Below are 22837 nucleotides of genomic sequence, written 5' to 3' on the forward strand. Positions count from 1 at the left end.
GGCATGAGCGACCTGAACAGCTCCCGCGACTTCTCGGGGTTCTGGCATAGGGCCGGCGTGCGGGCAGCCGTGGTGCTCGCCATCTTCGTCGTCGTGTTCACGACCACGGGGGTTGTCGGGTCGTGGATCTTTGCGCCCGCCGTGGGATGGATCGCCGCGGCGGGCACCTTCACGATCTGGGTCTGGATCTCGGTGCTCCGCTTCGGTGCGGCCGACACCGCCGCTCATGCGAGCCGGGAGGATCCGTCGCAGAGCATGGCGCAGACACTGCTGATCCTCGCCAGCATCGCCAGCTTCGGCGCGATCGCCCTTCTCCTGATCGAGGCGGGAAAGCTGGGGACGAGCGCGACGCTCGGGCTGATCGCCACGGCGCTCGCGACACTGGCCGCATCGTGGTGGCTCGTGCACACGATCTACACGCTGCGGTACGCGGGCTTCTACTACCGCGCGGGCGGCGCGGGTATCGAGTTCAACCAGAAGGAGCCGCCCCGCTATCTCGACTTCGCGTATCTCGCCTTCACCCTGGGAATGACGTTCCAGGTCTCCGACACCAACATCACGTCGTCTGTGCTGCGGGCCGAGGCGCTGCGCCACGCGCTGCTGTCATTTCTGCTCGGCGTCGTCGTGGTGGCCTCGACGATCAATCTCGTGTCGAGCCTGCTGCACTAGCCGTGCTGCGGGCGGGCGCCGGCCCGGTCGACTCGCGCTCGATCAGGGCAGGCAACGACTGCGGGAGCTCGGTGGCGCGGTCGCCGTCGATGCGTGACAGCAGCGTGCTGAGCATGTCGCGGCCGATCCGTTCGAAGTCCTGGCGCACCGTGGTGAGGGGCGGCGTGACATATGCCGCTTCGGGAATGTCATCGAAACCGATGACGCTCATGTCCCGGGGAACGGCGAGGCCGCGTTCGTTGAGCGCGTGGATCAGGCCGATCGACATCTGATCATTGGCCGCGAAGATGGCCGTGAGGCCCGAGAGGTCGCTCGATGCGCCGAATCGGTGGCCGGATGACGGGGTCCAGTCGCCGACACCGATCACCCGGGCAGACAGGTCGTTGGCCCCCAGCTCATCGCGCCACCCGCGCTCGCGCTCGCGGGCGTCGACCGAGTCGGCCGGACCGGCGAGGTGGGCGATACCGCGGTGGCCCAGCCCGATCAGGCGCTTGACCGCGGTGCGGGCGCCGGAGTACTGGTCGGCGCCGACGGTGGCGAGCCCCGCGTGGGCCGTGGCCTCGAGGGCCACCAGGGGAATGGTGAGCTCCATGCCCGCCACGACGTCGACCGAGCCCTCGTGGCCGGAGATCACTGCGATGCCCTCGACGTTCTGGCGCAGGAACGCCTCGACGGCACCCCGGATGGAGCCGGGGTCGCTGTCGGTCATGTTCGCGGTGAAGACCGACCAGCGGGCGTCGCGAGCCGCCGCGTTGAAGTACAGAACAGTCGACGACGGGCCGAATTCGGGGCCACCCGTGGCGATGAGCCCGATGGTGCGCGACCGTCTCGTGACGAGCGCTCGCGCCGCCGGCGAGGGCACATAGCGCAGCTTCTTGATGGCCTCTTCGACCTTCACGCGGGTAGAAGACCGCACGTTGGGCAGGTCGTTGACCACGCGCGAAACAGTCTGGTGCGATACGCCTGCGAGTCGTGCCACATCGAAGATCGTCGCTTGGCGCGGCGTCTCTTCCGTCACGTGTTCCACCCTATCCAGCGACGCGCCCGTGCTCGTGTCGTGCCTCGAACACTAGTCGACGAGAGAGCGCGATCAGTCATCATCGCCATCCGTCGAGTTCTCCGCGATGATCGTGAGCAGCCGCTCCACCGACAGGTCGTGATTCTCGAGGTCGCCGACCTTGCGTTTGTCGCGCAGAATGGCGATGCGGTGGCTGATGCGCAGCACCTCTTCGAGCTCTGCAGAGATGAAGACCACCGAGAGCCCGTTGTCTGCGAGGTCGGAGACGAGGCTCTGGATCTCGGCCTTCGCGCCGACGTCGATTCCGCGGGTGGGCTCGTCGAGCACGAGCAGCCGCGGCGCGATCGCGAGCCAGCGGGCGAGGAGCACCTTCTGCTGGTTGCCTCCCGACAGGGTGCGCATCAGGGCGTCGGGGTCGGCGGGCCGGATGTTCATGGCCTGGATGTAGCTCGCGGCCAGGTCGTCCTGCCGTCGGCGGGGGATGCGCCGGAACCAGCCCATGTCGGCCTGCAGGGCGAGGGCGATGTTGTCGCGCACCGACAGCTCGCCGATGATCCCCTCCGTGCGCCGGTTCTCGGACGCGTACGCGATGCGGTTCTTCAGCGCCCTGCGCGGGTTGACGAGCTTCTCGGCATGCCCGTCGATGAGCGTCTCGCCGCTGTCGGCGCGGTCGATGCCCGCGAGCAGTCGCGCAAGCTCGGTGCGCCCCGAGCCGAGGAGGCCCGCGATGCCCACGACCTCGCCTTCGTAGACGCGCAGGTCGAAGGCCTCGATCGCCCCCCGGCGGCCGAGCCCGATGGCGTTGATGAGGGGCTCCTCGCCGGAGAGGCCCTCTTCGACCGTGCTGCTGCTGGTGTGCTCCTGGATGTTCGCCAGCGCGGGAAGGTCGCGGCCGACCATCTTCTGCACGAGGTCGATGCGCAGCAGGTCGTGGGTGAGATACTCGCCGACCAGCCGTCCGTCGCGCAGCACCGTGAGCCTGTCGGAGATCTCGTAGACCTGATCGAGGAAGTGGGAGATGAAGAGAATGGCGACGCCCGACTCCTTGAGGCCCGCGATGATGCGGAACAGCTCGGTCACCTCGTCGTTGTCGAGGCTCGACGTGGGTTCGTCGAGCACCAGCACGCGCGCCTCGACGTAGACGGCGCGCGCGATGGCGATGAGCTGCTGGATCGCGGGGGAGTGGTCGGCGAGCATCGAGCGGGGATCGACATCGAGCCGCATCGTCGCCAGCAGCTCTCCGGTGCGCGCGTGTGCCTCGCGCCAGTCGATGCCTCCGAACCGCGTGCGCGGCTCGCGCCCGAGCATCACATTCTCCGTCACCGACAGGTTCGGCAGGAGATTGACCTCCTGGTAGACCGTGCTGATGCCCGCCCGTTGCGCGGCCGCGGGGGTGCTGAACGACACCGGTCGGCCGTCCATCTCGATGGTTCCGCCGTCGATGGGCTGCACACCCGTGAGGGCCTTGATCAACGTGCTCTTGCCGGCGCCGTTCTCGCCCATGAGCGAGTGGACCTCGCCGGCGAAGAGGCGGAAGTCGACTCCGTCGAGAGCTTTCGTTGCAGTGAACGCGACCGAGACGTCGGTAAAGCGGATGACGGGCGCATCCACGGTCATCGTCGCCTCCCGCGAGGAGCCGTCATGGGGAACCTCCTCGTTCGTGCACGCGAGGACGCGTGCTCCCTGTGGGAATGTTAGGGCTCACATTTATCGCGCACAAGTCGGCGGCCGCGATCGCGCCTTCACCCGCGGACGCCCGGCATCCGTTGCCGATTCGTTACCCGAGTCGACGCAACCGTCGCTTGACAGGACGTTCACAGCGCGGATATTGTCTCGACCAAGCACACTGTGAGCGCTAACAACTCTTCACCAACTGCCGCTGGATCTCAGGGACGAGATGACACGATCCCCTGCAGGACCGCCCGGCCGAAGCAATTGTTAGCCCTCACAACCCGGCCCACGCATCAACCACGGTTCACATTCACTCCGGAGGCGCACGACAGTCGCCGCCGGGTCTCAAGGAGGAGATCAATGTTCAAGACACCTCGATTCAGGTCCATCGCAGGCTTCGCTCTGGTGGGGGCAGTCGCCCTCGGCCTCGGCGCCTGCTCGGCAGGCGGCGGCGACGACGCAGCATCGGGCGACGGGGGAGACCTCACGACCATCGGTTTCGTCGCGGTCGGCCCCGAGGGCGGATGGCGCACGGCGAACGAGAAGAACATCCAGGACTCGTTCTCGGAGGAGAACGGCTTCGAGCTCAAGTACGCCCCGGCCACCAACGGCGACCAGAACTCGCAGATCACCGCGTTCACGTCGTTCATCGATGAAGACGTCGACGCCATCCTGCTGTCGGCCACCGAGGCCACCGGCTGGGAGAGCATCCTCGAACGCGCCAAGGAGGCCGAGATCCCGGTCGTACTCCTCGACCGCGGTATCGAGCCGAACGACCCCGAGCTCTACACGAGCCACATCGCACCCGACAACGTGGGCATCAGCGCCTCGGCCGCCGAGTGGGCGAACGAGCAGTTCCCCGACGGAGCCAACTACGTCGTCCTCGAAGGACCTCCCGGACTGTCGGTCGTGAACGACCGCAACAAGGGATGGGACGAGACGGTCGATTCGAAGCTCACCAAGCTCGAGAGCCAGTCGGCCAACTGGTCGACCGAAGAGGCGAAGAGCGTCTTCGAGACGATCCTCAAGGCCAACAACAACGACGTCCAGCTCGTGTTCGCACAGAACGACGAGATGGGTCTCGGCGCTGCCCTGGCTGTCGAAGAGGCGGGCCTGAAGCCCGGCACCGACGTGAAGATCATCACGATCGACGGCACCAAGGCCGCCCTCGAGGCGCTCGCGGCAGGTCGACTCAGCTTCGTGGCCGAGTACAACCCGCTGTTCGGTGACACGGCCATCGACGTGGTGAACAAGGCCATCGCCGGCGACAAGGTCGAGTCCGACATCGTCGTTCCGAGCGTCACCTTCGACTCGCCCGAGGCCGCGACCACCGCGCTGCCCGACCGCCAGTACTGATTCACCCCGCTCATCCGGTTCCCTCGGGCCTCGCGGCTCGGGGAACCGGATGGGCTCCCGCGTGGGAGAATCCACGCGACTCAATGACGAGGCCGGCACCCCGGCAGAACGAGCAGGCAGACATGGCAGCGACAGAGCCGATCGTCGAGATGACAGACATCTCGATCGAGTTCCCTGGCGTCAAAGCCCTCCAGAACGTGCAGCTCAGGCTGTACCCGGGAGAGGTGCACACCCTCATGGGTGAGAACGGTGCGGGCAAATCGACCCTCATCAAGGCACTGACCGGCGTCTACAAGATCGACTCCGGCAGCATCCGGGTCTCGGGCGGCCCCCGACAGTTCTCGGGAACGGCAGACGCCCAGAGCGCCGGCATCTCGACCGTCTACCAAGAGGTCAACCTCTGCGACAATCTCACCGTCGGCGAGAACGTGATGCTCGGCAACGAGATCCGCGGCGCCTTCGGAATCAACTGGAAGAAGACCCACGAGGCCGCTCACGAGGCGCTCGTCGGTCTCGGCCTCGGCGACCTCGACCCGCGCCAGCCCCTCTCGAGCATCTCGCTCGCGCTGCAGCAGCTCGTCGCCATCAGCCGGGCCATGGTCGCCAAGTCGAAGGTTCTCATCCTCGACGAGCCCACCTCGAGCCTCGACGCCAACGAGGTCGAAGGCCTCTTCACGGTGATGCGTCGCCTGCGCGACCAGGGCGTCGCCATCCTCTTCGTCTCCCACTTCCTCGACCAGGTCTACGCGATCAGCGATCGCCTCACCGTGCTGCGCAACGGCGAGTTCGTGGGGGAGCACCTCACCCGCGACCTGGGCCGCAGCCAGCTGATCTCGCTGATGATCGGCAAGGACTTCGAGACCCTCGCATCGCTGGGCTCGAACAGGCGGCGGGATGCGCGGGAAAGCGGCGAGCAGCCCTTCTACAGCGCCACTGATCTCGGCCGAAAGGGTTCGATCGAACCCGTCGACATCGCCGTGTACCCGGGCGAGGTCGTCGGCCTCGCCGGACTGCTCGGCTCCGGCCGCACCGAACTCGGCCGTCTGATGTACGGCGCCGACCGCCCCGATACGGGCGAGGTGACCATCGGAGGCAAGAGCACCGAGGTGCACAGCCCCGTGACCGGGCTCGCCACCAAGATCGCGTTCTCCACCGAGAACCGTCGCGACGAAGGCATCGTCGGCGACCTCACCGTGCGCGAGAACCTCATCCTGGCCGTTCAGGCCCGCCGCGGCTGGGCCCGCCCGCTCTCGAAGCGCGAGCAGAAGGAGCTGTGCGACAAGTACCTCGTCGAGCTCAACGTGCGCCCGAGCGACCCGGAGCGTCCCATCAAGAACCTGTCCGGCGGCAACCAGCAGAAGGTGCTGCTCGGGCGCTGGCTGGCCACGAAGCCCGAACTGCTCATCCTCGACGAGCCGACCCGCGGCATCGACATCGGCGCGAAGGCAGAGATCCAGGAGGCCATCGCGACACTCGCCGAAGACGGCATGTCGGTCGTCTTCATCTCGTCGGAACTCGAAGAGGTCGTTCGACTCAGCGAAAGAATCGTGGTTCTGAAAGACCACCGCAAGATCGGAGAGATCATCAACGGTCCAGACATCACCGCCGACACGATCGTCGAGCTGATCGCATCGGATGGCGCAGAGGTGCAGGGCGTCGAGGCCTTCGAGCCCGAGCCCGCCGCCCTCGCCGCCGAGGGGAGCACCAACTGATGTCGAACACCTCGTCGAACACCTCGTCGGGCGCAGCCTCGTTCCTCAAGACCAGCGTCAAGCAGCCCTACATCTGGGCCATCGCGGCCCTGGTGCTGCTGCTCATCATCAACCTCATCAAGGACCCGACCTACCTCGGCATCTCGGTGAACGCCGTCACCGGAGACCTCTCGGGCAACCTCATCGACATCCTGCGCGCCAGTGCGCCGATCATGATGATCGCGGTGGGCATGACCCTGGTGATCGCCACGCGCGGCATCGACCTCTCTGTCGGTTCGGTCATGGCCGTCTCCGGCGCCGTGTCGATGGAGTTCATGCACGATGCCGGCGACGGATCGCTCGGCTCCGCGCTGATGGCCATCGCGCTCGCCCTCGGCATCAGCGCGTTCCTCGGCCTGATCAACGGACTGCTCGTCTCGATCGTCGGGCTGCAGCCGTTCATCACCACGCTGATCATGATGCTGGCCGGTCGAGGACTGGCCAAGGTCATCACCTCCGGCCAGAACACCTCGGCCAGCAACGAATTCTTCCGCTGGATCGCCAACGGCACCGTCCTCGGCTTTCCCGTCGTCTTCGTGATCGGAGCGGTGATCGTGGCCCTCGTGGCCCTGCTGGTGCGCCGCAGCGCGCTCGGCCTCATGATCGAATCGATCGGCATCAACCCCAAGGCGGCGCGCATGGCCGGCATCCGACCGGTCGGCCTGCTGATCTTCGTCTACATCCTGAGCGCCGTGCTCGCCGGCGTCGCGGGAATCTTCAGCACCGCCAGCGTCATGACCGTCGAGGTCGCCAAGACCGGCTTCTCCTCCGAGATGGATGCGATCCTCGCGGTGGTCATCGGCGGCACCTCGTTGGCCGGCGGCAAGTTCTCGCTCACGGGCAGCGTGATCGGCGCCCTGCTGATCGCCACGCTCGACAAGACCATCGTGTTCCTCGCCATCCCCTCGTCGGCGACCCCCGCGTTCAAGGCCATCGTCATCGTGGCGATCTGCCTCCTGCAATCGCAGCGGGTTCGCGCACTCTTCAGCCAGCGTCGTGCGAGAACCAGCACGCCACGAAAGGAGGCGGTGTCGGCATGACCTCCGTCATCGAACGCCCGAGCGCGCCGCAGAGCCCGCACACCCCGTCGCTCGTGAGCCGCCTCAAGCCGAACCTCGAGACCCTGCCCACCCTGGCTGCCATCGTGATCTTCGTGGGCATGATCATCTACGGCGAGATCGCCTACGGCCGCATCCTGCAGTTCAGCACGCTGTCGAACCTGTTCATCAACAACGCCTACCTGATCATCCTGGCGGTCGGACTCACCTTCGTGATCCTCACCGGCGGAGTCGACCTCTCGGTCGGCGCGATCATCGCCATCAGCAGCCTCGTCGGGGTGATGCTCGCGAACGCCGGATGGAATCCGTTCGTCGTGATCGTGCTGATGATCCTGATCGGCTCCGCCTTCGGAGCCGCCTCGGGAATCCTGATCCAGTACTTCAACGTGCAACCGTTCATCGCGACGCTCGCCATGATGTTCCTGGCCCGGGGACTCGCATCGATGCTGAGCACCACGCCCGAGCGTCTGGCCGACGAGTCGCCCATCCGCACCCTGTCGACAGAGATCAAGGTGGTCGACGGTCCGAAGATCAACGACCTCGTCACCACGCCGAACGTGATCATCGCAGCGGTCGTCGTGATCGTGGCCTTCTACGTGCTGCACAAGACGCGCTTCGGCCGCACCGTCTACGCGATCGGCGGCTCCGAGCAGTCGGCCACGCTGATGGGCCTGCCGGTCGTGCGCACCAAGCTCGCGATCTACATCATCAGCGGCACCCTCGCCGGTCTCGCCGCCGTGGTCTACACGTCGAAGCTCGGCATCGCCCAGAACATCACGGGCGTCGGCTGGGAGCTCGATGCGATCGCCGCGGTCATCATCGGAGGAACCCTTCTCACGGGTGGCGCCGGCTTCGTACTCGGCTCGGTCATCGGTGCCCTCGTGCTCGGCCTGATGAACGTGCTGATCACCCGCGACGGCAGCATCCCGCCCGAGGCCACCACCATCATCACGGGCGCGATCCTGCTCGTGTTCGTGCTGCTGCAGAGGCTCGTCGTCTCGCGCAAACGCAAGACCTGATCTCGATACGCCCGCTCGTTCCTCGCGGGCTACTCGATCGACGCAACACCGCATCACACTTCCACCCGTCAATGAAGCCGACCCTGGAGTTTTCGCGCCATGAAACGACCCCTGCTCACGAGATCGCTGGTGGCCGCAACGGCCTTCGCCCTCGCCGTCCCCCTGCTCAGCGCCACCCCCGCGCTCGCCGCCGATGACAGCCTTGTGCTCTCGTACGCACTCGACGAGGCAGATGGCACCGTCGCCGTCGACTCCTCGGGCAACGGCCTCGACGGAACCGTCGTGGGCGGAGCGACACACGCCGGCAGCGCCGGTCTTGTGCTCGATGGAGTCGACGACCACGTCGCACTTCCGGGCAACGTGCTGGCCGGCCTCGACTCGATCACCGTCAGCACGCAGGTCCTCGTGCGTCCCGAACAGGCCTCGCCGTACTTCGTCTTCGGCCTGGGCAACCCAGCGAACAGCAACACGGGCACCGGATACCTGTTCGTGACCGGCAACGCCTATCGCGCCGGCATCACGACGGGCAACTGGAGCGGCGAGCAGGTCGTCAACTCCAATGCCAACCTGGAGCGCGGCACCTGGAAGACCCTCACCTACACGCTCGACGACGCCACCGACACGGCACGGCTCTATCTCGACGGCGCAGAGGTCGCGGTGAAGACCGACGTCACGGTCAAGCCGAAGGACCTCGGTAACGGTGTGATGAACGCCAACTACATCGGCCGCTCGAACTACGCGAGCGACCGCTACCTCGCCGGCAGCGTGCGCGACTTCCGCATCTACAGCACTGCACTCGGTGCGACCGAGGTGGCCGCTCTCCAGCCCGCCGACGCCGATCGCGCTCTTCGTGACGCCGACGCGCTCGATCTCGGCGACCTGAGCGCCGTCACGAGCAACCTGACCCTGCCGACGACGGGAGTCAACGGATCGACGATCGCCTGGGCATCCGATTCGCCCGCCGTGATCTCGACCACGGGCGTCGTCACGCGGCCCGCTGCGGGTGAGAGCCCCGCCGCCGTGAGCCTCATCGCCACCATCACGCGCGGCGCCGCGACCGAGATCCGAACTTTCTCGGCGACGGTCGCGCCGCTGCCCTCCGACCAGGCCGATGTGGATGCCGCCGCTGCGGCTCTCGAGATCGCCGGCCTCGACGACGTGCGCGGCAACCTGACGCTGCCCACGGCATCCAACGGCGTCGCGACGGCCTGGTCGTCGTCGAACCCGGCCGTCGTCTCGAACGACGGAGTCGTGCTGCGCCAGGCCTCCGACACGACCGTCGTGCTCACGGCGACCCTCACGAAGGGCGCCGCGACCGCGAGCCGCGAGTTCACGGCGCAGGTGCGCGCAGCCGCCCCGGCAGCCGAGTACGAGGGCTACGCCTTCGCCTACTTCACCGGCAACTCCCTCGCCGGCGAGAACATCTTCTTCGCGGCCAGCGAGGGCAACAACGCGCTCGACTGGCGCGAGCTCAACGGCGGACAGCCGGTGCTCACCTCGAGCCAGGGCACCAAGGGTCTGCGCGACCCGTTCCTCATCCGCTCTCCCGAGGGCGACACCTTCTACCTGATCGCCACAGACCTCTCGATCGGAAGCGGAACCTCGTGGGGCGACTCCGTGCGCACGGGAAGCAAGTACCTCGAGGTGTGGGAATCGCACGACCTGAAGACCTGGTCACCGCAGCGCCACATCAAGGTCGCACCCGAGAACGCGGGCATGACCTGGGCGCCGGAGGCGTACTACGACGACACGATCGGGTCGTACGTGGTGTTCTGGGCATCGGCTCTCTACGGCGATGACGACCCCGGTCACACGGGCAACTCGTACCACCGCATGATGTACGCCACGACGCGCGACTTCGTGACGTTCACGCCGGCGCAGGTCTGGCAGGACCAGGGCGTGTCGCGCATCGACTCGACCGTTCTGAAAGAGGACGGCACCTACTACCGCTTCACGAAGGACGAGGGCGCGGGCGGCACCGGCTGCGCCGACATCATCCAGGAGAAGTCGACCGAGCTGCGCGCGACCCTCGAGTCGTGGAGCATGGTCGACAGCTGCATCGGACAGAAGGCGGGCACCAGCGCGGTCGAGGGGCCGACGGCATTCAAGGCCAACCCTGGCGACATCAACGGCGAGAAGTTCTATCTCTTCGTCGACGAGTACGGCGGACGCGGCTACATCCCCCTCGAGACCGACGACATCGCGAACCCCGACTGGGAGGTGGCGCCGAACTACGACCTGCCGGCCAGCCCGCGCCACGGCACGGTCATTCCGATCACCGCGGCCGAGCTCGAGAGCCTCGGCAGCGGACCGACGCCTGCCCCGGTCAACGAGGACGGCGAGATCCTGCGCTACGACTTCGAGGATGCGTCGGGTTCGGTGGTCAGCGACGTCACGGGCAACGGCCAGGACGGCACCATCAGCGGCGGAGCGACGTGGGCGGACGGCTCACTGACCTTCGACGGCAGCGACGACTACGTCGACCTGCCCGACAACCTGCTCGCCGGCGTCACCGACGTGACGGTCGAGGCGGATGTCTGGATCGACTCGGCGCAATCGGGCGCCTACTTCATCTACGGCCTGGGCAACACGATCTCGGGAGCCGGAAACGGTTACCTGTTCACCTCGGGCAACGGCTACCGCACCAGCATCGCCACGGGCAACTGGACGACGGAGCAGACCGTCTCGCAGGGCTCCAACCTGCCGCGCGGACAGTGGGCGCACCTCGTCTACACGCTGAAGGGCGACACCGCCACGATCTACCTCGACGGCGTCGCCGTGGGCACGGCGACGGTCACGACGGATCCGGGAGACATCGGCGGCGGCATCACCACCGCGAACTACCTCGGCCGCTCGAACTACGACGCCGACAACAAATTCCGCGGCAAGTACCGTGAGTTCGCGATCTATGACCGCGCGCTCTCGGCCGACGAGGTTCTCGAGCAGTCCGGCAACGTCGGAGCGCTCGCGGGGGTCACTCTCGCGGAGGCCGACGCCCTGAAGATCGCGCCCATCGTGAACAACACCACGCACGAGGTCACGTTCCCGGTGAAGCCGGGCACAGACCTGACGGCGCTGACGCCGGTCTTCACGACCGCGGCCGGAGTCGTCGCGAGCCCGGCATCCGGAACCACCAGCGACCTCAGCACCCCGCTTACGGTGACCCTCACGCCGAACGGCGGGGGAGCGGCGACGACCTGGACCCTGAAGGCCGTCGAGATGGGCAGCCCGAGCATCCCGGGGCTCTACGCCGACCCGAACGTCGTGGCCTACGGTGACAGCTACTACGTCTACGCCACCTCCGACGGCTACCCCGGCTGGGGCGGCAAGGAGTTCTACGTCTGGTCGTCGAAGAACCTCGTCGACTGGGAGCGCTCTGCAGAGCCCATCCTGACCCTCGACGGCGCGAACGGAAATGTTCCGTGGGCAACCGGCAACGCGTGGGCTCCGACGATCGCGGAGAAGGACGGAAAGTTCTACTTCTACTTCAGCGGTCACAACGCCTCCCTCGACCGCAAGACGATCGGCGTCGCGGTCGCGGACAGCCCTGAGGGGCCGTTCGTGGCGCAGCCCGAGGCGATGATCTTCAACAACGAGGCCGTCACATCCGGCCAGGCGATCGACCCGGCCACCTTCACCGATCCGGCCACCGGCAAGAACTACCTGTTCTGGGGCAACGGTTCGCCGGTCTACGCCGAGCTCAGCGACGACATGCTGTCGATCAAGCAGGAGACGCTGAAGCGCATCGACGGTCTGACCGACTTCCGCGAGGGCTCGTTCGTGAACTACCGCGACGGTCTGTACCACCTCACCTATTCGATCGACGACACCGGAAGCGAGAACTACCGCGTCGGCTATGCGACAGCGACCAGCATCGACGGACCGTGGACCTACCGCGGGGTCATCCTGCAGAAGGACCCGTCGCAGGGCATCCTCGCCACCGGGCACAGCTCGATCCTGAACGTGCCGGGAACCGACGACTGGTACATCGTCTACCACCGCTTCGCGATGCCGGGCGGCGACGGCCAGCACCGCGAGACGACGATCGACAAGCTGACCTTCGACGCGGAGACCGGCCTCATCAACACGGTGACGCCGACCCTCACCAGCGTCGAGCCCCAGACCATCGTCGATCCCCAACCGCTGACGGTCGAGATCACGGGAACCGCTCGCGAGAACGAGACCCTGACCGCATTGGTGCCCGAGCCCTGGGTGGCGACCTCCGTGCAGTGGACTCGAGACGGCGAGGACATCGACGGCGCGACGGCGGCGAGCTACCTGCTCACGGCATCGGATGTCGGTGCCACGATCGGCGCGTCGGTGACGGCTGAGAAGCCGCTCTGGGATCCCGCCTCGGCCGTCGCGTCGGTCGGACCGGTGCTCGCCGCCGGCGGGGGCCCGGTCGACCCGGGCTCGCCTCAACTGCTGCTCGAGACGACCACGCTGACCGCGGGCCAGCCTGTCACGGTTCGCGGAAGCGGCTTCGGAGCAGACGAACGGATCGACTTCACGCTGTTCTCGACGCCGACGGCGCTCGGAACCGTGCAGACGGACTCCGCGGGTGCCTTCACCGTGACGCTGACCGTGCCGGCCTCCGTGACGGCCGGCGCCCACACCCTTCGGGCGGGCAGCGCCGATTCCGACGACGTGGCCGAGGTCGCGGTGACCGTGAAGGCGGCCGCATCGACGGGCGGCTCGGGGGCGGGGGCAGGCTCAGGCACCGGGTCACAGACCTCACCGCTCGCCAACACCGGACTCGCCGTCGGCTGGTCGATCGCGGCCGGGGCGCTACTGCTCGCCGCGGGCCTGCTGCTGGTCATGCGTCGCCGCCGGTCCGTCTCCTAACCCGACCACCCGCGTTCCCTGAGCTTGTCGAAGGGCTGAGCTTGTCGAAAGGCTGAGGCCACCCTTCGACAGGCTCAGGGAACGCACCGATCACCGCAACCATCGACAACCCACATCGGAGTGAGTTCATGCTGAAATCCCGAATCGCCCTGGTGACCGCGTTCGCGGTGGCCTTCGGCACCCTGCTGGCCGTGCCACAGGCATCCGCCGCCGAAGGCGACCTGCTCGTGCACTACGACTTCAGCGCCGTGTCGGGCACGACCGTGCCCGACGCGTCGCCGAACGGAAACGACGGCGTCATCAAGGGAACGGGTGCCACCGTCGACGGCGCCGAGCTGACCCTCCCCGGAGGGGGGAGCGGCAGCAACGCCGCCTACGTGGAGCTGCCCGCAGGACTCTTCGACGGGCGTGACACGCTCACGATCTCGACGTGGCTGCGCAACGACAAGGCCTCGGGCAACTACGCGGCCATGTTCTTCGGATCGGCGAACAACCCGCCGTCGCAGTACTGGCTGCTCAACCCGAAGAACCCGGGCGGACTGTTCAAGTCGGTGATCACGGGCAGCGCCACCTCGGGCTCCCCCTGGGCCTCCGAGGTCGGCATCTCGCCCACCAACGCGGCCAACGGCATCGCCGGACCGACGACATCCAGCGCCTGGGGCCTCTACACCACGGTCATCGAGCCCACGCGCATCACCGGCTACTTCGACGGCAAGAAGATCGGCTCGGTGCCCACCAGTCGAACGGTCAGCCAGTTCGGCTCGAACCTCGTGTCGTACATCGGCAAGTCGTCGTATGCCGACGAGCTCTATAAGGGCGGCGTACGCGACGTGAAGGTATGGACGTCGGCACTCGGCGACGCGGAGATCGCGGGCGAGTACTACTCCTGGGCCGACGATGCGACCGTGCAGGCCGCGCTCGAGGCCGATGCCGACGCGCTCGCGCCCGGCTCGGGAGCCGTCACCACCGACCGCGACCTCGTCGCGACGGGAGCCAACGGATCGACCGTGACCTGGGCATCCGATCGCCCGGACGTGATCGCGAACGACGGCACCGTGACCCGGCCCACCACGGGCGGCGACGTGCCGGTCACCCTCACGGCCACGCTCGAGCTGGCCGGCCGCACCACCACGCGCACCTTCGATCTCACCGTGCTCGCCGACACCCCGCAGAACAACCTGCAGGTGGCCGTCGACGGCTACGACCTCGCGATCAGCCACGTCACCGACGACCTCGTGCTGCGCACGGCGATAGGCGACGTGACCGTGGCCTGGGCCTCATCGGATGCGGGCACGATCGCGAACGACGGCTCGGTCACCCGGCCGGCCGCCGAGAAGCTGGTCACCCTCACGGCGACGTTCAGTCTCGACGGCCAGACCGCGACCCGCGACTTCGCCGTCACCGTGCTGGCCGCGGACGCCGGCCGGATCGGCTCGTACATCGTCGACGGCGACACCACGCGCACCGATGTGCTGCACCTCGCCGCGTCGTCGTCGCCGTCTGCCGGTGGTGACTTCGAGGCCCTGAACAACGGGCGCGGAGTGCTCTACCCGTCTCTCGGTTCGGCGAAGTTCGGGCCTCCCGTCGCGCTGCGCGCACCCGATGGAACCTTCCGTCTCGCCTCGATCGAGAACGGTTCGGGCTCGAGGCTGTACGTCTACGACTCGGCCGACCTCACCTCGTTCACGAATGAGCGACTCGTGTCGTTCGTACCCGACGGCGTGACCGCGACCGCGGTCTCCGCCCGGTACGACAACGGAATCGGCGCCTATCGCTTGGCCTACACCGGCCAGGGTGGAGCCCGCTTCGAGGTGACGACGCCCGACTTCGCGAGCTTCAGCGCGCCGGTGGCCGGTGGCGACGCCGCGCCTGCGGAGGCCGGCGATTTTCCGGCCGGCGCATCGGGCGCATCCAGCCTCGGCGTGACGGAGGCCGAGTACTCACGCATCGTCGAGAAATTCAGCCGCGTGGTGAACACGGGCGTGCAGTCGTTCGACGACGTGACCGTCGACGAGGGCGACGCACCCGTGCTGCCCGAGACCGCGACGGTCGAGTACTCGAGCGGTGACACCTCGTCGATGCCCGTCGAATGGGATGTCGACGACCTCGCAGCCCTCGACTCCGCCGAGCCGGGCACCTACACGGTCGACGGAACGGTGACGCGGCCGACGTTCCCCGACCCGCTCGTCGAGCGCCGGGCAGACCCCGACGTGACCCTCGGTGACGACGGCTGGTACTACTTCACCGGCTCGTACCCGATGACCCGCGAAAACGACCCCGACGGCTACGACAGGATCGTGTTGCGACGGGCGGAGACGATCCAGGGCCTGAAGACCGCGCCCGAGACCACGATCTGGCACGAGAACACCGATCCCACTCTCAACCGCTTCATCTGGGCTCCCGAGCTCGAGAAGATCGGCGACGACTGGTACATACTGTTCACGGCCGCGCGGAACGGGGTCTGGGACATCCGGCCCGCCATGCTCAAGTTCACGGGTGAGGAGTTCGGCGGCGCGGCCGCCCTCGACCCCGCGAACTGGACGAGCCTCGGCCAGGTCAAGGCGGCCCCCGGCGACACCGAGTCGTTCACGCACTTCTCCCTCGACATGACCCACTTCGAATCCGACGGCCGGCACTACGTGGTCTGGGCGGAGACGGGGGCCGGCGGATCGACGCTGCGCATGGCGGAGACCGACCCGGCCAACCCGAACCAGCTGATCTCGGCGTCGTTCCTCCTCTCCACGCCCACCCTGGCGTGGGAGAAGAACGGCGACCAGGCCATCGACGAGGGCCCGGCCGTGATCAAGAGAGACGGCAAGATCATGATCGCCTTCTCGGCGTCGTCGGTCGACGACAAGTACTGCGTGGGCCTGCTCACCGCGGACTCGGCCGCCGACCTGCTCGACCCGGCGTCGTGGACCAAGAACCCGTACCCGCTGCTGACCAGCGCCGACGTTCCCGGCCAGGTGGGCCCAGGCCACAACTCGTTCACCGTCGACGAGTTCGGCAACCCCGTGATCGTGTACCACTCGCGCACGGTGAACGACTCGTCGAACCCGGGCGAGGCGACGGATGCCGGCCTGTTCGACCCCCGCAGGCACGCTCGGGCCGCCCTGGTGCACTTCACCAGCGAAGGCCTGCCCGTGTTCGCGATGACGGCCGACGAGGAGCTCGCCCCCGAGAACGCCGCGGTGCAGGTGCGCGTCGTCGTCGAGGGAGAGGATGTCGATCCCGGCACCCCGGATGCCTCGATCGCCCTGAGCGCATCGAGTGTCGTCGCGGGCAACACGATCACCGTGACGGGTCGCGGCTTCGGCAGTGCAGAGCGGGTCGACCTGACGCTGTTTTCCGAACCGGTTCTGCTGGCAACCGTCGATGCCGATGAGAACGGGCGCTTCACGGCGACCGTGCGCATCCCGGTCTCGACGCCGGCCGGAGAGCACACCGTGCGTGCGGCCGGAGCGGAGTCGGGGGCGCTCGCGGAGGAAGCGCTCACCGTCGGGGCGGCGCCGGCGGCACCCGGTGCCGGTAGCCCTGGCGCTGGCACTCCTGGCACTGGAGCAGGAGCAGGCTCCGGCGGCGGCCCGCTCGCGCTCACTGGTTCGGGCGCCCTCTTCACAGGGCTCGGAGCGCTCGCGCTGCTGCTCGCGGGCGGAGCGTTGTTCGTGCTGCGCCGCCGCCGCGCGCAGTAGTCCCGACTACGGACAGGAGGTACCGGTGCGCCGGTACCCCTGTCCGTAGAGGAACCTGCTGTCTAGACTCCTGACATGGATGACACCGCGCCGCGCGCAGCCGAGCATGCCGACGGCGTCGAAGCCAGCCCGCCCTGCCCCACCTGTGGTGAACCGCAGGAACTGGTTATGCTCGAGCGCTTCACCGGATGGTGGTGCCGCGACTGCGCGGAGGCCGGCCGGGCGCCTCGCTCCGTGCCGGTCACGTAGCGGAGGTCGCCCGCACGGAGTGGATGCGCGCGGACTTGGGGTAGTTCGCGGGAGCGCGCACGGAGCTGCTCGGGAACTCGAACAGATCGATCATGAGCTGCTGCTCGTAGCTCACCCTCTGGCCACTGGTCATCACGACGACTCCGTCGACCGAGAACTCGGTGACATCGCTCGACCATCTCACGCCGTAGCTGTGCGGCTGTGTTGCGTCGATGGCGAGCGGGATGTCGCGGATCTCGTCGACCAGCCGGGGGTCGTGATGTGCCTTGATGCCGACGCGAACGATGCTCGTCGAGGCCCCCACCTTGTCGCCGAACAATTCGGCGATGCACAGCTCGCCCGAGTCCTCCGGGCCGGACGCCTCGAAACCGACCAGCCAGATGCCCACCATCACGGTGGGGTCGGCTGACGCACTCACCCGCACGGTGACCTCGCCCGCGGTCGGGGTCCACAGTCTGCGCGTGGGCTGCGGTGTCACCACTCGGAGGCCGTCGAGCCGGTGCCGGTGGGTTCCGCGGGTGCTGTCGGCGGGGCCCGAGAACGTTCCCGTCTGCAGGTTGCTGACCCGCATCGGCCCGTCGGCCTCACGCCACCCGGGCTGATCCGCGTCGATGCGCAGCCGGATGCCGTCGCTCGGCCAGTCGTAGCGCGCGGCCGATCGCTCCGGGGTCGTCCACTGCGGCAGGTAGTGGTCGACCCAGCTGGTGGGGTCGAGCTCGCCGCCGTCGAAGTCGTCGTGGATCGTCGCCGTGGCCATGGCTCCATTCTGGCCGTGGTCGCACAGGACCCGACAGTAGTGCCCACTGCAGACAGGAGTTGCCGGTGCGCCGGTAACGTCAGTCCGTAGTGGCAACTGCTGCGGTGTGGCCCTCGAGAAGGTCTGTCAGCGCGAAGAGGTCGTCGGCTTCCAGGTCGAAGCGATCCTCGCTCGAGGGCCGCTCCGCGCCCGGCCGGGCGATGTAGGCGGTGCGGAACCCGTGCAGGGCGGCGGCCCTCAGGTCCCACGGATGGGCTGCCACGAAGAGAGTCCGCTGCGGGTCGATGGCGAGCTGTTCGATGGCGTAGCGATACGCGGCCGGCGCGGGTTTGAAGGTCTGAACGGCCGCGGTCGACAGCGCGATGTCCCAGCTGATCGCGTTGGTGTTCGCGAGATGTGCAAGCGAGTCGAGGTCGCCATTGCTCACGCCCGTGGCGAGGCGGTTCTGCCGCAGGGCGGCGGTCGCGCGCGCGACATCGGGCCACGCCGGATACTCCCGATCCACGAACTCCACCAGCGCCGAGGTCGCCGCCGTCGTTCTACCGCCAAGGCTCACGATCGCCTCGTCTGCGGTGTCGCTCACCAGTCGGGCGTGCGGTTTCCACGGCGTCTCGCCCGAGATCACGGCGTTCATGCGCTCGTTCAGCAGCTCGGTCCAGCGGGAGTTGAGCACTGCCGAATCGCTGAGGCCGGCCTCCGTTGCGAGCTGCGCGGAGACCCCGGCCCACGTCGCGTCCTCGTCGACGAGGGTTCCGATCACATCGAAGACGATCGCGTCGATGTGACTCGCGACGAACGGCGTTGCCTGCATGACGTGCAGTCAATCAGTCGAGCTGCGTCATCGCCACCCTGAAGCGATCGAGCGCGGCCGAGGTCAGCGCACCCAGGCTCTGCTCGCTGTCGTCGGAGATCCATTCGTCGAAGCCCACTTTGAAGGCGAGCACGCCGAGCTCTGCGGCCATGAAGGCCGACGATTCGTCGACACCCCTGTCGCGGAGGGCATCGGCGATCGCGGACGCCATGCCGACTCGCTTGAGCACCGCGCGCTCCTGCAGCTCGCCGCTTGTCGCGATGACGGCCTCGAGGCGGGGGCCGAGCTCGCGGTTGAAGGGAGTCATGGCGGAGGACGCGTTGGCGAGGCCGGCGGCGACGGCCTCCAACGGGGACGCGCCGGCTGGAGCGGCGGTGACGCCGTCCGCGAGCAGGCGTGAGAGGGTCTCCTGGCCAGCCGCGAGCACTTCGCGCTTGTCACTGAAATGCCTGAAGAACGTGCTCTTCGTGAGGCCCGCGCGTTCCGCGATCTGAGCGACGGTCGTCTCGTCGTAGCCCTGGTCGGTGAAGAGCTCGAGGGCTGCGGCGACGAAGCGTTCACGAGCGTCCGGTTCCCAACGAGGCATGGATTCATTCTAGCGACGGGACAATTGTCCCATCACGGTGCTACGGTGATGAGACAAGAGTCCCATCACAAAGGAGCAAGTCATGCGCATTTTCGTCACCGGAGCGTCGGGCGGTATCGGATCGGTCGTCGTCGAGGAGCTGGTGTCTCACGGGCACGAGGTGCTGGGCCTCGCCCGCACCGAGGCATCCGCTGAGAAAGTCGAGGCGGCGGGCGGCACGGCCGTGCGCGGCGGGCTCGGCGACCTCGACGTGTTGACCGCAGCCGCGTCCGAGACCGACGGCTCGATCCACCTGGCCTTCAGCAACGACTTCTCCGACCTCGAGCGCAGCATCGCCGAGGAGGGCCTCGCCATGGACACCATCGGTGCCGCGCTCGTAGGCACCGGCAAACCGTTCTCGATCGTGTCGGGCACCACCTTCTCCGACGGTCGGATGGCGACCGAGCACGACCCGCTGTCGACCACCGGCCCGGTGGGTGGCAGGGGAATCAATGCCCGCCGCATCCTGGATCTTGCGTCGCAGGGCGTGCGCACCTCGGCCGTGCGCCTGCCGCGCTCGGTGCACGAACGGTACGTCTCCTACGGGTTCGCAGGGATCCTGATCGAGGCGGCACGGCGCTCGGGAGTGTCGGCGTATGTCGGCGACGGCACGCAGCGCTGGCCGGCGGTGCACCGGCGGGATGCCGCGTCGCTGTTCCGGCTGATGATCGAGAAGGGCGAGCCCGGCACCTCGGTGAACGCGGTCGGCGACGAGGGCGACTCCATGCTCGAGATCGCGACTGTCATCGGCGCCCAGCTCGATCTACCGGTTCGACAGGTACCCGTCGAGACGTTCGGCCCGCTCGGTGAGATCTTCGCGATGGACCAACCGGCCACGAGCGCGTGGACCCGCGAGACGTACGGGTGGCAGCCGACGCATCCGAGCCTGCTCGCAGACCTCGAGGCGGGGGAGTACCCGGGGAACTGAGCGCGGGTCAGTTGATGATCTCGCCTCGCTCGTCGGCGCGGAGAACGGCGAGGCGGTCGTGCCAGGTCTGCAGCTCGTCGGGCGTCAGCCGGGGCCAGTCGAGCACCTCGGCGACGACCCGCAGCGGCGCTGCGCTGCGATACGAGCGCGTCGGGTTGCCGGGGAACTTCTTGTCGGTGACGTTCGGATCGTTCTCGAACTCGCCTGTGGGCTCGACCTCGTAGACCCGCGGAGCGCCGTCTCCGGCCGCGAGCTCGGCCGCGAGGCCTGCCCCGTTTTTCAGGGCCGTGAAGTAGATGTGGTTCATCACGATCTCGGGGCGGTAGTTCGAGCGGCGTCCCGCCACGAGCAGATCGCCGACGCGAAGGTCGGCCTTCGTGCCGTGGAAGAAGGGCCCGTCGTCGAGTGCAGTGCTCACGGAGTCAGTGTACGAAGACGTGCTCACACCGTTCAACAGGATGAATCGAGACATCGTCGGTGTGTCTTATGACCGACACCGGAGTGTCGACGATCCATCCTGTTGAACGGCAGCGAGCTGCCTACTTGGCGGTCGGACCGTAGAAGGCGTTGACCTCAGCCAGCTCCTGCTCGGCCGTGGCCTGGATCAGCTTGAGCAGTTCGGGGTCGAGCCCGGGCGAGAACTCTTCGAGGCGCTCCGGCGCGATGAACGACGGCGTACCGACCGGGGCCTGCTCGCTGCCGTCGAGGTCGGTGCCGTCGTTCGAGGGCGACGCCCCCTGGAAGATGCGGCCGGCCTCGGACTCGCCCTTCAGGTCGAAGGTGAACTGCTTGCTCTGCAGGCCGAGGTCGACGAGCTTCTTGACCTCTGGGAACTGCTCGGCGTTCGTCTTGGGAATCGGCAGCGTCTTCTTCCAGTCGACTCCGAGCGTCTCGAGCGCCTTGGCGTAGGCGTTCTCGTGGGCCTGGTCGCGCACGATCAGGTACGCGATCGTCGAACGCGCCGTCTTGTTCGCGGTCATCTCGTAGATGCGCGTCTTCTGCAGGCGACCTGTCGACTCGAGCATGAGGTTGTAGAGCAGGTCGAGTACGAGGTTGCCCGAGTTGTAGACGTAGCTGCCCAGCCACGGGTTTCCGGCCGAATCGACGGGAAGCGCACCCTGGGCGCCCACCAGATAGTGGTGGATGTTGCCATGGTCGAGCGCGATGTTGAGGGGAGTCGCGCCGCCCGCACCCGGGGTGTCGAGCGGGTCGGTCAGCTTGCCGCTGTAGCCGGGCGCCCCATCCAGCAGCCGCGAGATCGTGGTGCCGATCAGCTCGACGTGGCTGATCTCCTCGGTGCCGACTCCCTGGATCAGGTCGCGGTACGGCTTCGCGGCGGGACCGCGGAAGTTCATGGCCTGAAAGAGGTACTGCATCATGGTGCGCATCTCACCGAACTGCCCGCCGAGGCCCTCCTGCAGGGCGTTCGCCGCCGCGGGGTCCGGCTCGTCCTCGGCGATGTCGTTGATCCATTCCTGAACGTGGAAGTACATGCTGGTCTCCTTCGACCGGCGGCGCGGTGCCCCCGATTCGTTCAGCCTGCGGTCTCGGATCGGATCGTGATCCGACCCTTGCTTTATCGGCCGGATGCGCGCAACATGACCGGCCGGCCGCCCGCGGGCCCAGCGGGGGAACGATGCGAGCGAGGGTTCTCGGGTTCGCTCTTGTCACCGACGCACGGTGTGCACTACCTTGAGCTTAGGTTAGCCTAACCAAACTTCGAGGGGTGACTGTTCCGTGTGAGCGGGCCGGGGTGAGTGTCGTGAAGGATCCCTCACCCCGGCAGCCCTGCAGCCCCTCGAGTCGCGCTCGCCAGATGGTGCGCGCGGTCCGTTCAGACGAGGCAGCAGTGCTTTGTCACACCGTGAAAGGTCGACAACCATGTCAATTCTCACTCATCCCCGCGTCGCCACAGGCCGTCGCCGCCGAGTCATCGGGTCGCTCGCGGCTCTGGTCGCGGCCGCCGGGATCGCCCTGGCCGCTCCTTTGTCTGCCTCGGCCATTTCGAGCGTCACGGTCTCGCCGAGCTCCGGTCCGGCCGCCGGCTACACCACCACCGTCACGGTGAACGGCACAGAGGCGGGGCACACCTACCGCGTCGGCCTGTGCTCCGACGCCAATGTCGGTACTCCTGCCATTGCTCCCGCCTGCCAGTACATCGGCTCGGAGTTCACGGGAACAGGGGGAACAGTCACGCAGTCCGGAACCGTCAAGCGCACCCTGACCAACGCGCACTTTCTCGTGATCCCAGGCCAGCCGGCCACCTTCAACTGCGGCACCACGTCGTGCCGCGTGGTTGTCAACGACAATCACTCGAGCGGGTCGTTCCCGTCGGTCTCCGCCGACATCGCTTTCTCCTGATCATCAGCGTCCCCGGCGGCCAGCACC

At 67.5% G+C, this 22837-nt stretch carries 17 protein-coding genes; 10 read left to right on the plus strand and 7 right to left on the minus strand.

All coding sequences use genetic code 11. The features are described from left to right. Nucleotides 1-3 precede the first annotated feature (3 nt). Entirely contained in the window at nt 4-669 is a 666-nt protein-coding gene (locus ASF06_RS12850) for a DUF1345 domain-containing protein (protein ID WP_082500929.1), read from the plus strand. On the opposite strand, the gene ASF06_RS12855 is transcribed toward ASF06_RS12850, so the two are convergent. Together ASF06_RS12855 and ASF06_RS12860 are read right to left on the minus strand one after the other, a co-directional pair. Next, nucleotides 641-1687 carry a LacI family DNA-binding transcriptional regulator gene (locus ASF06_RS12855; protein WP_055947710.1) on the minus strand — a complete coding sequence of 349 codons (1047 nt, stop codon included), beginning with the start codon at nt 1685-1687 and terminating at the stop codon, nt 641-643. The genes ASF06_RS12850 and ASF06_RS12855 overlap by 29 nt on opposite strands. A 72-nt stretch (nt 1688-1759) precedes the next feature. Beyond that, the gene (locus ASF06_RS12860) at nt 1760-3304 is read right to left on the minus strand and encodes a sugar ABC transporter ATP-binding protein (protein WP_055947713.1); all 1545 of its coding nucleotides are present in this window, start codon (nt 3302-3304) and stop codon (nt 1760-1762) included. Nucleotides 3305-3718: 414 nt separating this feature from the next. On the opposite strand from ASF06_RS12860, the gene ASF06_RS12865 reads away from it, so the two are divergent. The 7 genes from ASF06_RS12865 to ASF06_RS19565 all read left to right on the plus strand — a co-directional run bounded on the left by ASF06_RS12865 (nt 3719) and on the right by ASF06_RS19565 (nt 17328). After that, entirely contained in the window at nt 3719-4714 is a 996-nt protein-coding gene (locus ASF06_RS12865; protein ID WP_055947716.1) for an ABC transporter substrate-binding protein, read from the plus strand. A 122-nt stretch (nt 4715-4836) separates the two neighbouring features. Beyond that, on the plus strand, nt 4837-6426 hold the full coding sequence (locus ASF06_RS12870; RefSeq protein WP_055947718.1) for a sugar ABC transporter ATP-binding protein: 1590 nt from the start codon (nt 4837-4839) through the stop codon (nt 6424-6426). Then, nucleotides 6426-7505 (plus strand): ABC transporter permease, encoded by a 1080-nt coding sequence (locus ASF06_RS12875; RefSeq protein WP_055947722.1) that lies wholly within the window; start codon nt 6426-6428, stop codon nt 7503-7505. Before ASF06_RS12870 ends, ASF06_RS12875 begins: the two co-directional genes overlap by 1 nt. Beyond that, nucleotides 7502-8542: an ABC transporter permease subunit gene (locus ASF06_RS12880; RefSeq protein WP_082500930.1), complete on the plus strand. Its 1041-nt coding sequence runs from the start codon at nt 7502-7504 to the stop codon at nt 8540-8542. Before ASF06_RS12875 ends, ASF06_RS12880 begins: the two co-directional genes overlap by 4 nt. Before the next feature lie 99 nt (nt 8543-8641). After that, nucleotides 8642-13387 carry a family 43 glycosylhydrolase gene (locus ASF06_RS12885; protein ID WP_055947725.1) on the plus strand — a complete coding sequence of 1582 codons (4746 nt, stop codon included), beginning with the start codon at nt 8642-8644 and terminating at the stop codon, nt 13385-13387. Between the two features lie 128 nt (nt 13388-13515). After that, nucleotides 13516-17079: an immunoglobulin-like domain-containing protein gene (locus tag ASF06_RS12890; RefSeq protein WP_055947728.1), complete on the plus strand. Its 3564-nt coding sequence runs from the start codon at nt 13516-13518 to the stop codon at nt 17077-17079. A 75-nt stretch (nt 17080-17154) separates the two neighbouring features. Further along, nucleotides 17155-17328, plus strand: coding sequence for a hypothetical protein (locus ASF06_RS19565; RefSeq protein ID WP_157439204.1), 174 nt, complete (start codon nt 17155-17157; stop codon nt 17326-17328). On the opposite strand, the gene ASF06_RS12895 is transcribed toward ASF06_RS19565, so the two are convergent. The 3 genes from ASF06_RS12895 to ASF06_RS12905 all read right to left on the minus strand — a co-directional run bounded on the left by ASF06_RS12895 (nt 17321) and on the right by ASF06_RS12905 (nt 19482). Beyond that, nucleotides 17321-18085, minus strand: a complete 765-nt coding sequence (locus ASF06_RS12895; protein WP_055947732.1) for a glycoside hydrolase family 16 protein — start codon at nt 18083-18085, stop codon at nt 17321-17323. The genes ASF06_RS19565 and ASF06_RS12895 overlap by 8 nt on opposite strands. 79 nt (nt 18086-18164) lie before the next feature. Beyond that, nucleotides 18165-18896, minus strand: a complete 732-nt coding sequence (locus tag ASF06_RS12900) for an HAD-IA family hydrolase (RefSeq protein WP_055947736.1) — start codon at nt 18894-18896, stop codon at nt 18165-18167. Between the two features lie 13 nt (nt 18897-18909). After that, nucleotides 18910-19482, minus strand: a complete 573-nt coding sequence (locus tag ASF06_RS12905; RefSeq protein ID WP_055947739.1) for a TetR/AcrR family transcriptional regulator — start codon at nt 19480-19482, stop codon at nt 18910-18912. Nucleotides 19483-19564: 82 nt separating this feature from the next. On the opposite strand from ASF06_RS12905, the gene ASF06_RS12910 reads away from it, so the two are divergent. Beyond that, nucleotides 19565-20449, plus strand: a complete 885-nt coding sequence (locus ASF06_RS12910) for an SDR family oxidoreductase (protein WP_055947743.1) — start codon at nt 19565-19567, stop codon at nt 20447-20449. A gap of 7 nt (nt 20450-20456) precedes the next feature. Here the strand turns inward: ASF06_RS12910 and arr are convergent, their stop codons facing one another. Beyond that, a complete protein-coding gene (gene arr / locus ASF06_RS12915; protein ID WP_055948480.1) occupies nt 20457-20867 on the minus strand; it encodes an NAD(+)--rifampin ADP-ribosyltransferase in 411 nt (136 codons plus the stop codon). A 121-nt stretch (nt 20868-20988) separates the two neighbouring features. Beyond that, nucleotides 20989-21942, minus strand: coding sequence for a manganese catalase family protein (locus ASF06_RS12920; protein ID WP_055947746.1), 954 nt, complete (start codon nt 21940-21942; stop codon nt 20989-20991). Nucleotides 21943-22330: 388 nt separating this feature from the next. On the opposite strand from ASF06_RS12920, the gene ASF06_RS12925 reads away from it, so the two are divergent. Next, complete coding sequence (locus ASF06_RS12925; protein WP_055947749.1) at nt 22331-22810, plus strand: neocarzinostatin apoprotein domain-containing protein; 480 nt, start codon at nt 22331-22333, stop codon at nt 22808-22810. The last annotated feature ends 27 nt before the right edge of the window (nt 22811-22837 follow it).

It is taken from the genome of Agreia sp. Leaf244 (assembly GCF_001422695.1).
In the GTDB taxonomy this organism is placed as follows: domain Bacteria; phylum Actinomycetota; class Actinomycetes; order Actinomycetales; family Microbacteriaceae; genus Agreia.

Excerpts from the sequence above, each read along its gene's own strand:
- ASF06_RS12850 (WP_082500929.1), top strand. The coding sequence starts at position 4 with ATGAGCGACCTGAACAGCTCCCGCGACTTCTCGGGGTTCTGGCATAGG.
- ASF06_RS12860 (WP_055947713.1), bottom strand. The coding sequence starts at position 3,304 with ATGACCGTGGATGCGCCCGTCATCCGCTTTACCGACGTCTCGGTCGCG.
- ASF06_RS12865 (WP_055947716.1), top strand. The coding sequence starts at position 3,719 with ATGTTCAAGACACCTCGATTCAGGTCCATCGCAGGCTTCGCTCTGGTG.
- ASF06_RS12870 (WP_055947718.1), top strand. The coding sequence starts at position 4,837 with ATGGCAGCGACAGAGCCGATCGTCGAGATGACAGACATCTCGATCGAG.
- ASF06_RS12875 (WP_055947722.1), top strand. The coding sequence starts at position 6,426 with ATGTCGAACACCTCGTCGAACACCTCGTCGGGCGCAGCCTCGTTCCTC.
- ASF06_RS12880 (WP_082500930.1), top strand. The coding sequence starts at position 7,502 with ATGACCTCCGTCATCGAACGCCCGAGCGCGCCGCAGAGCCCGCACACC.
- ASF06_RS12885 (WP_055947725.1), top strand. The coding sequence starts at position 8,642 with ATGAAACGACCCCTGCTCACGAGATCGCTGGTGGCCGCAACGGCCTTC.
- ASF06_RS12890 (WP_055947728.1), top strand. The coding sequence starts at position 13,516 with ATGCTGAAATCCCGAATCGCCCTGGTGACCGCGTTCGCGGTGGCCTTC.
- ASF06_RS19565 (WP_157439204.1), top strand. The coding sequence starts at position 17,155 with ATGGATGACACCGCGCCGCGCGCAGCCGAGCATGCCGACGGCGTCGAA.
- ASF06_RS12895 (WP_055947732.1), bottom strand. The coding sequence starts at position 18,085 with ATGGCCACGGCGACGATCCACGACGACTTCGACGGCGGCGAGCTCGAC.
- ASF06_RS12900 (WP_055947736.1), bottom strand. The coding sequence starts at position 18,896 with ATGCAGGCAACGCCGTTCGTCGCGAGTCACATCGACGCGATCGTCTTC.
- ASF06_RS12905 (WP_055947739.1), bottom strand. The coding sequence starts at position 19,482 with ATGCCTCGTTGGGAACCGGACGCTCGTGAACGCTTCGTCGCCGCAGCC.
- ASF06_RS12910 (WP_055947743.1), top strand. The coding sequence starts at position 19,565 with ATGCGCATTTTCGTCACCGGAGCGTCGGGCGGTATCGGATCGGTCGTC.
- ASF06_RS12920 (WP_055947746.1), bottom strand. The coding sequence starts at position 21,942 with ATGTACTTCCACGTTCAGGAATGGATCAACGACATCGCCGAGGACGAG.
- ASF06_RS12925 (WP_055947749.1), top strand. The coding sequence starts at position 22,331 with ATGTCAATTCTCACTCATCCCCGCGTCGCCACAGGCCGTCGCCGCCGA.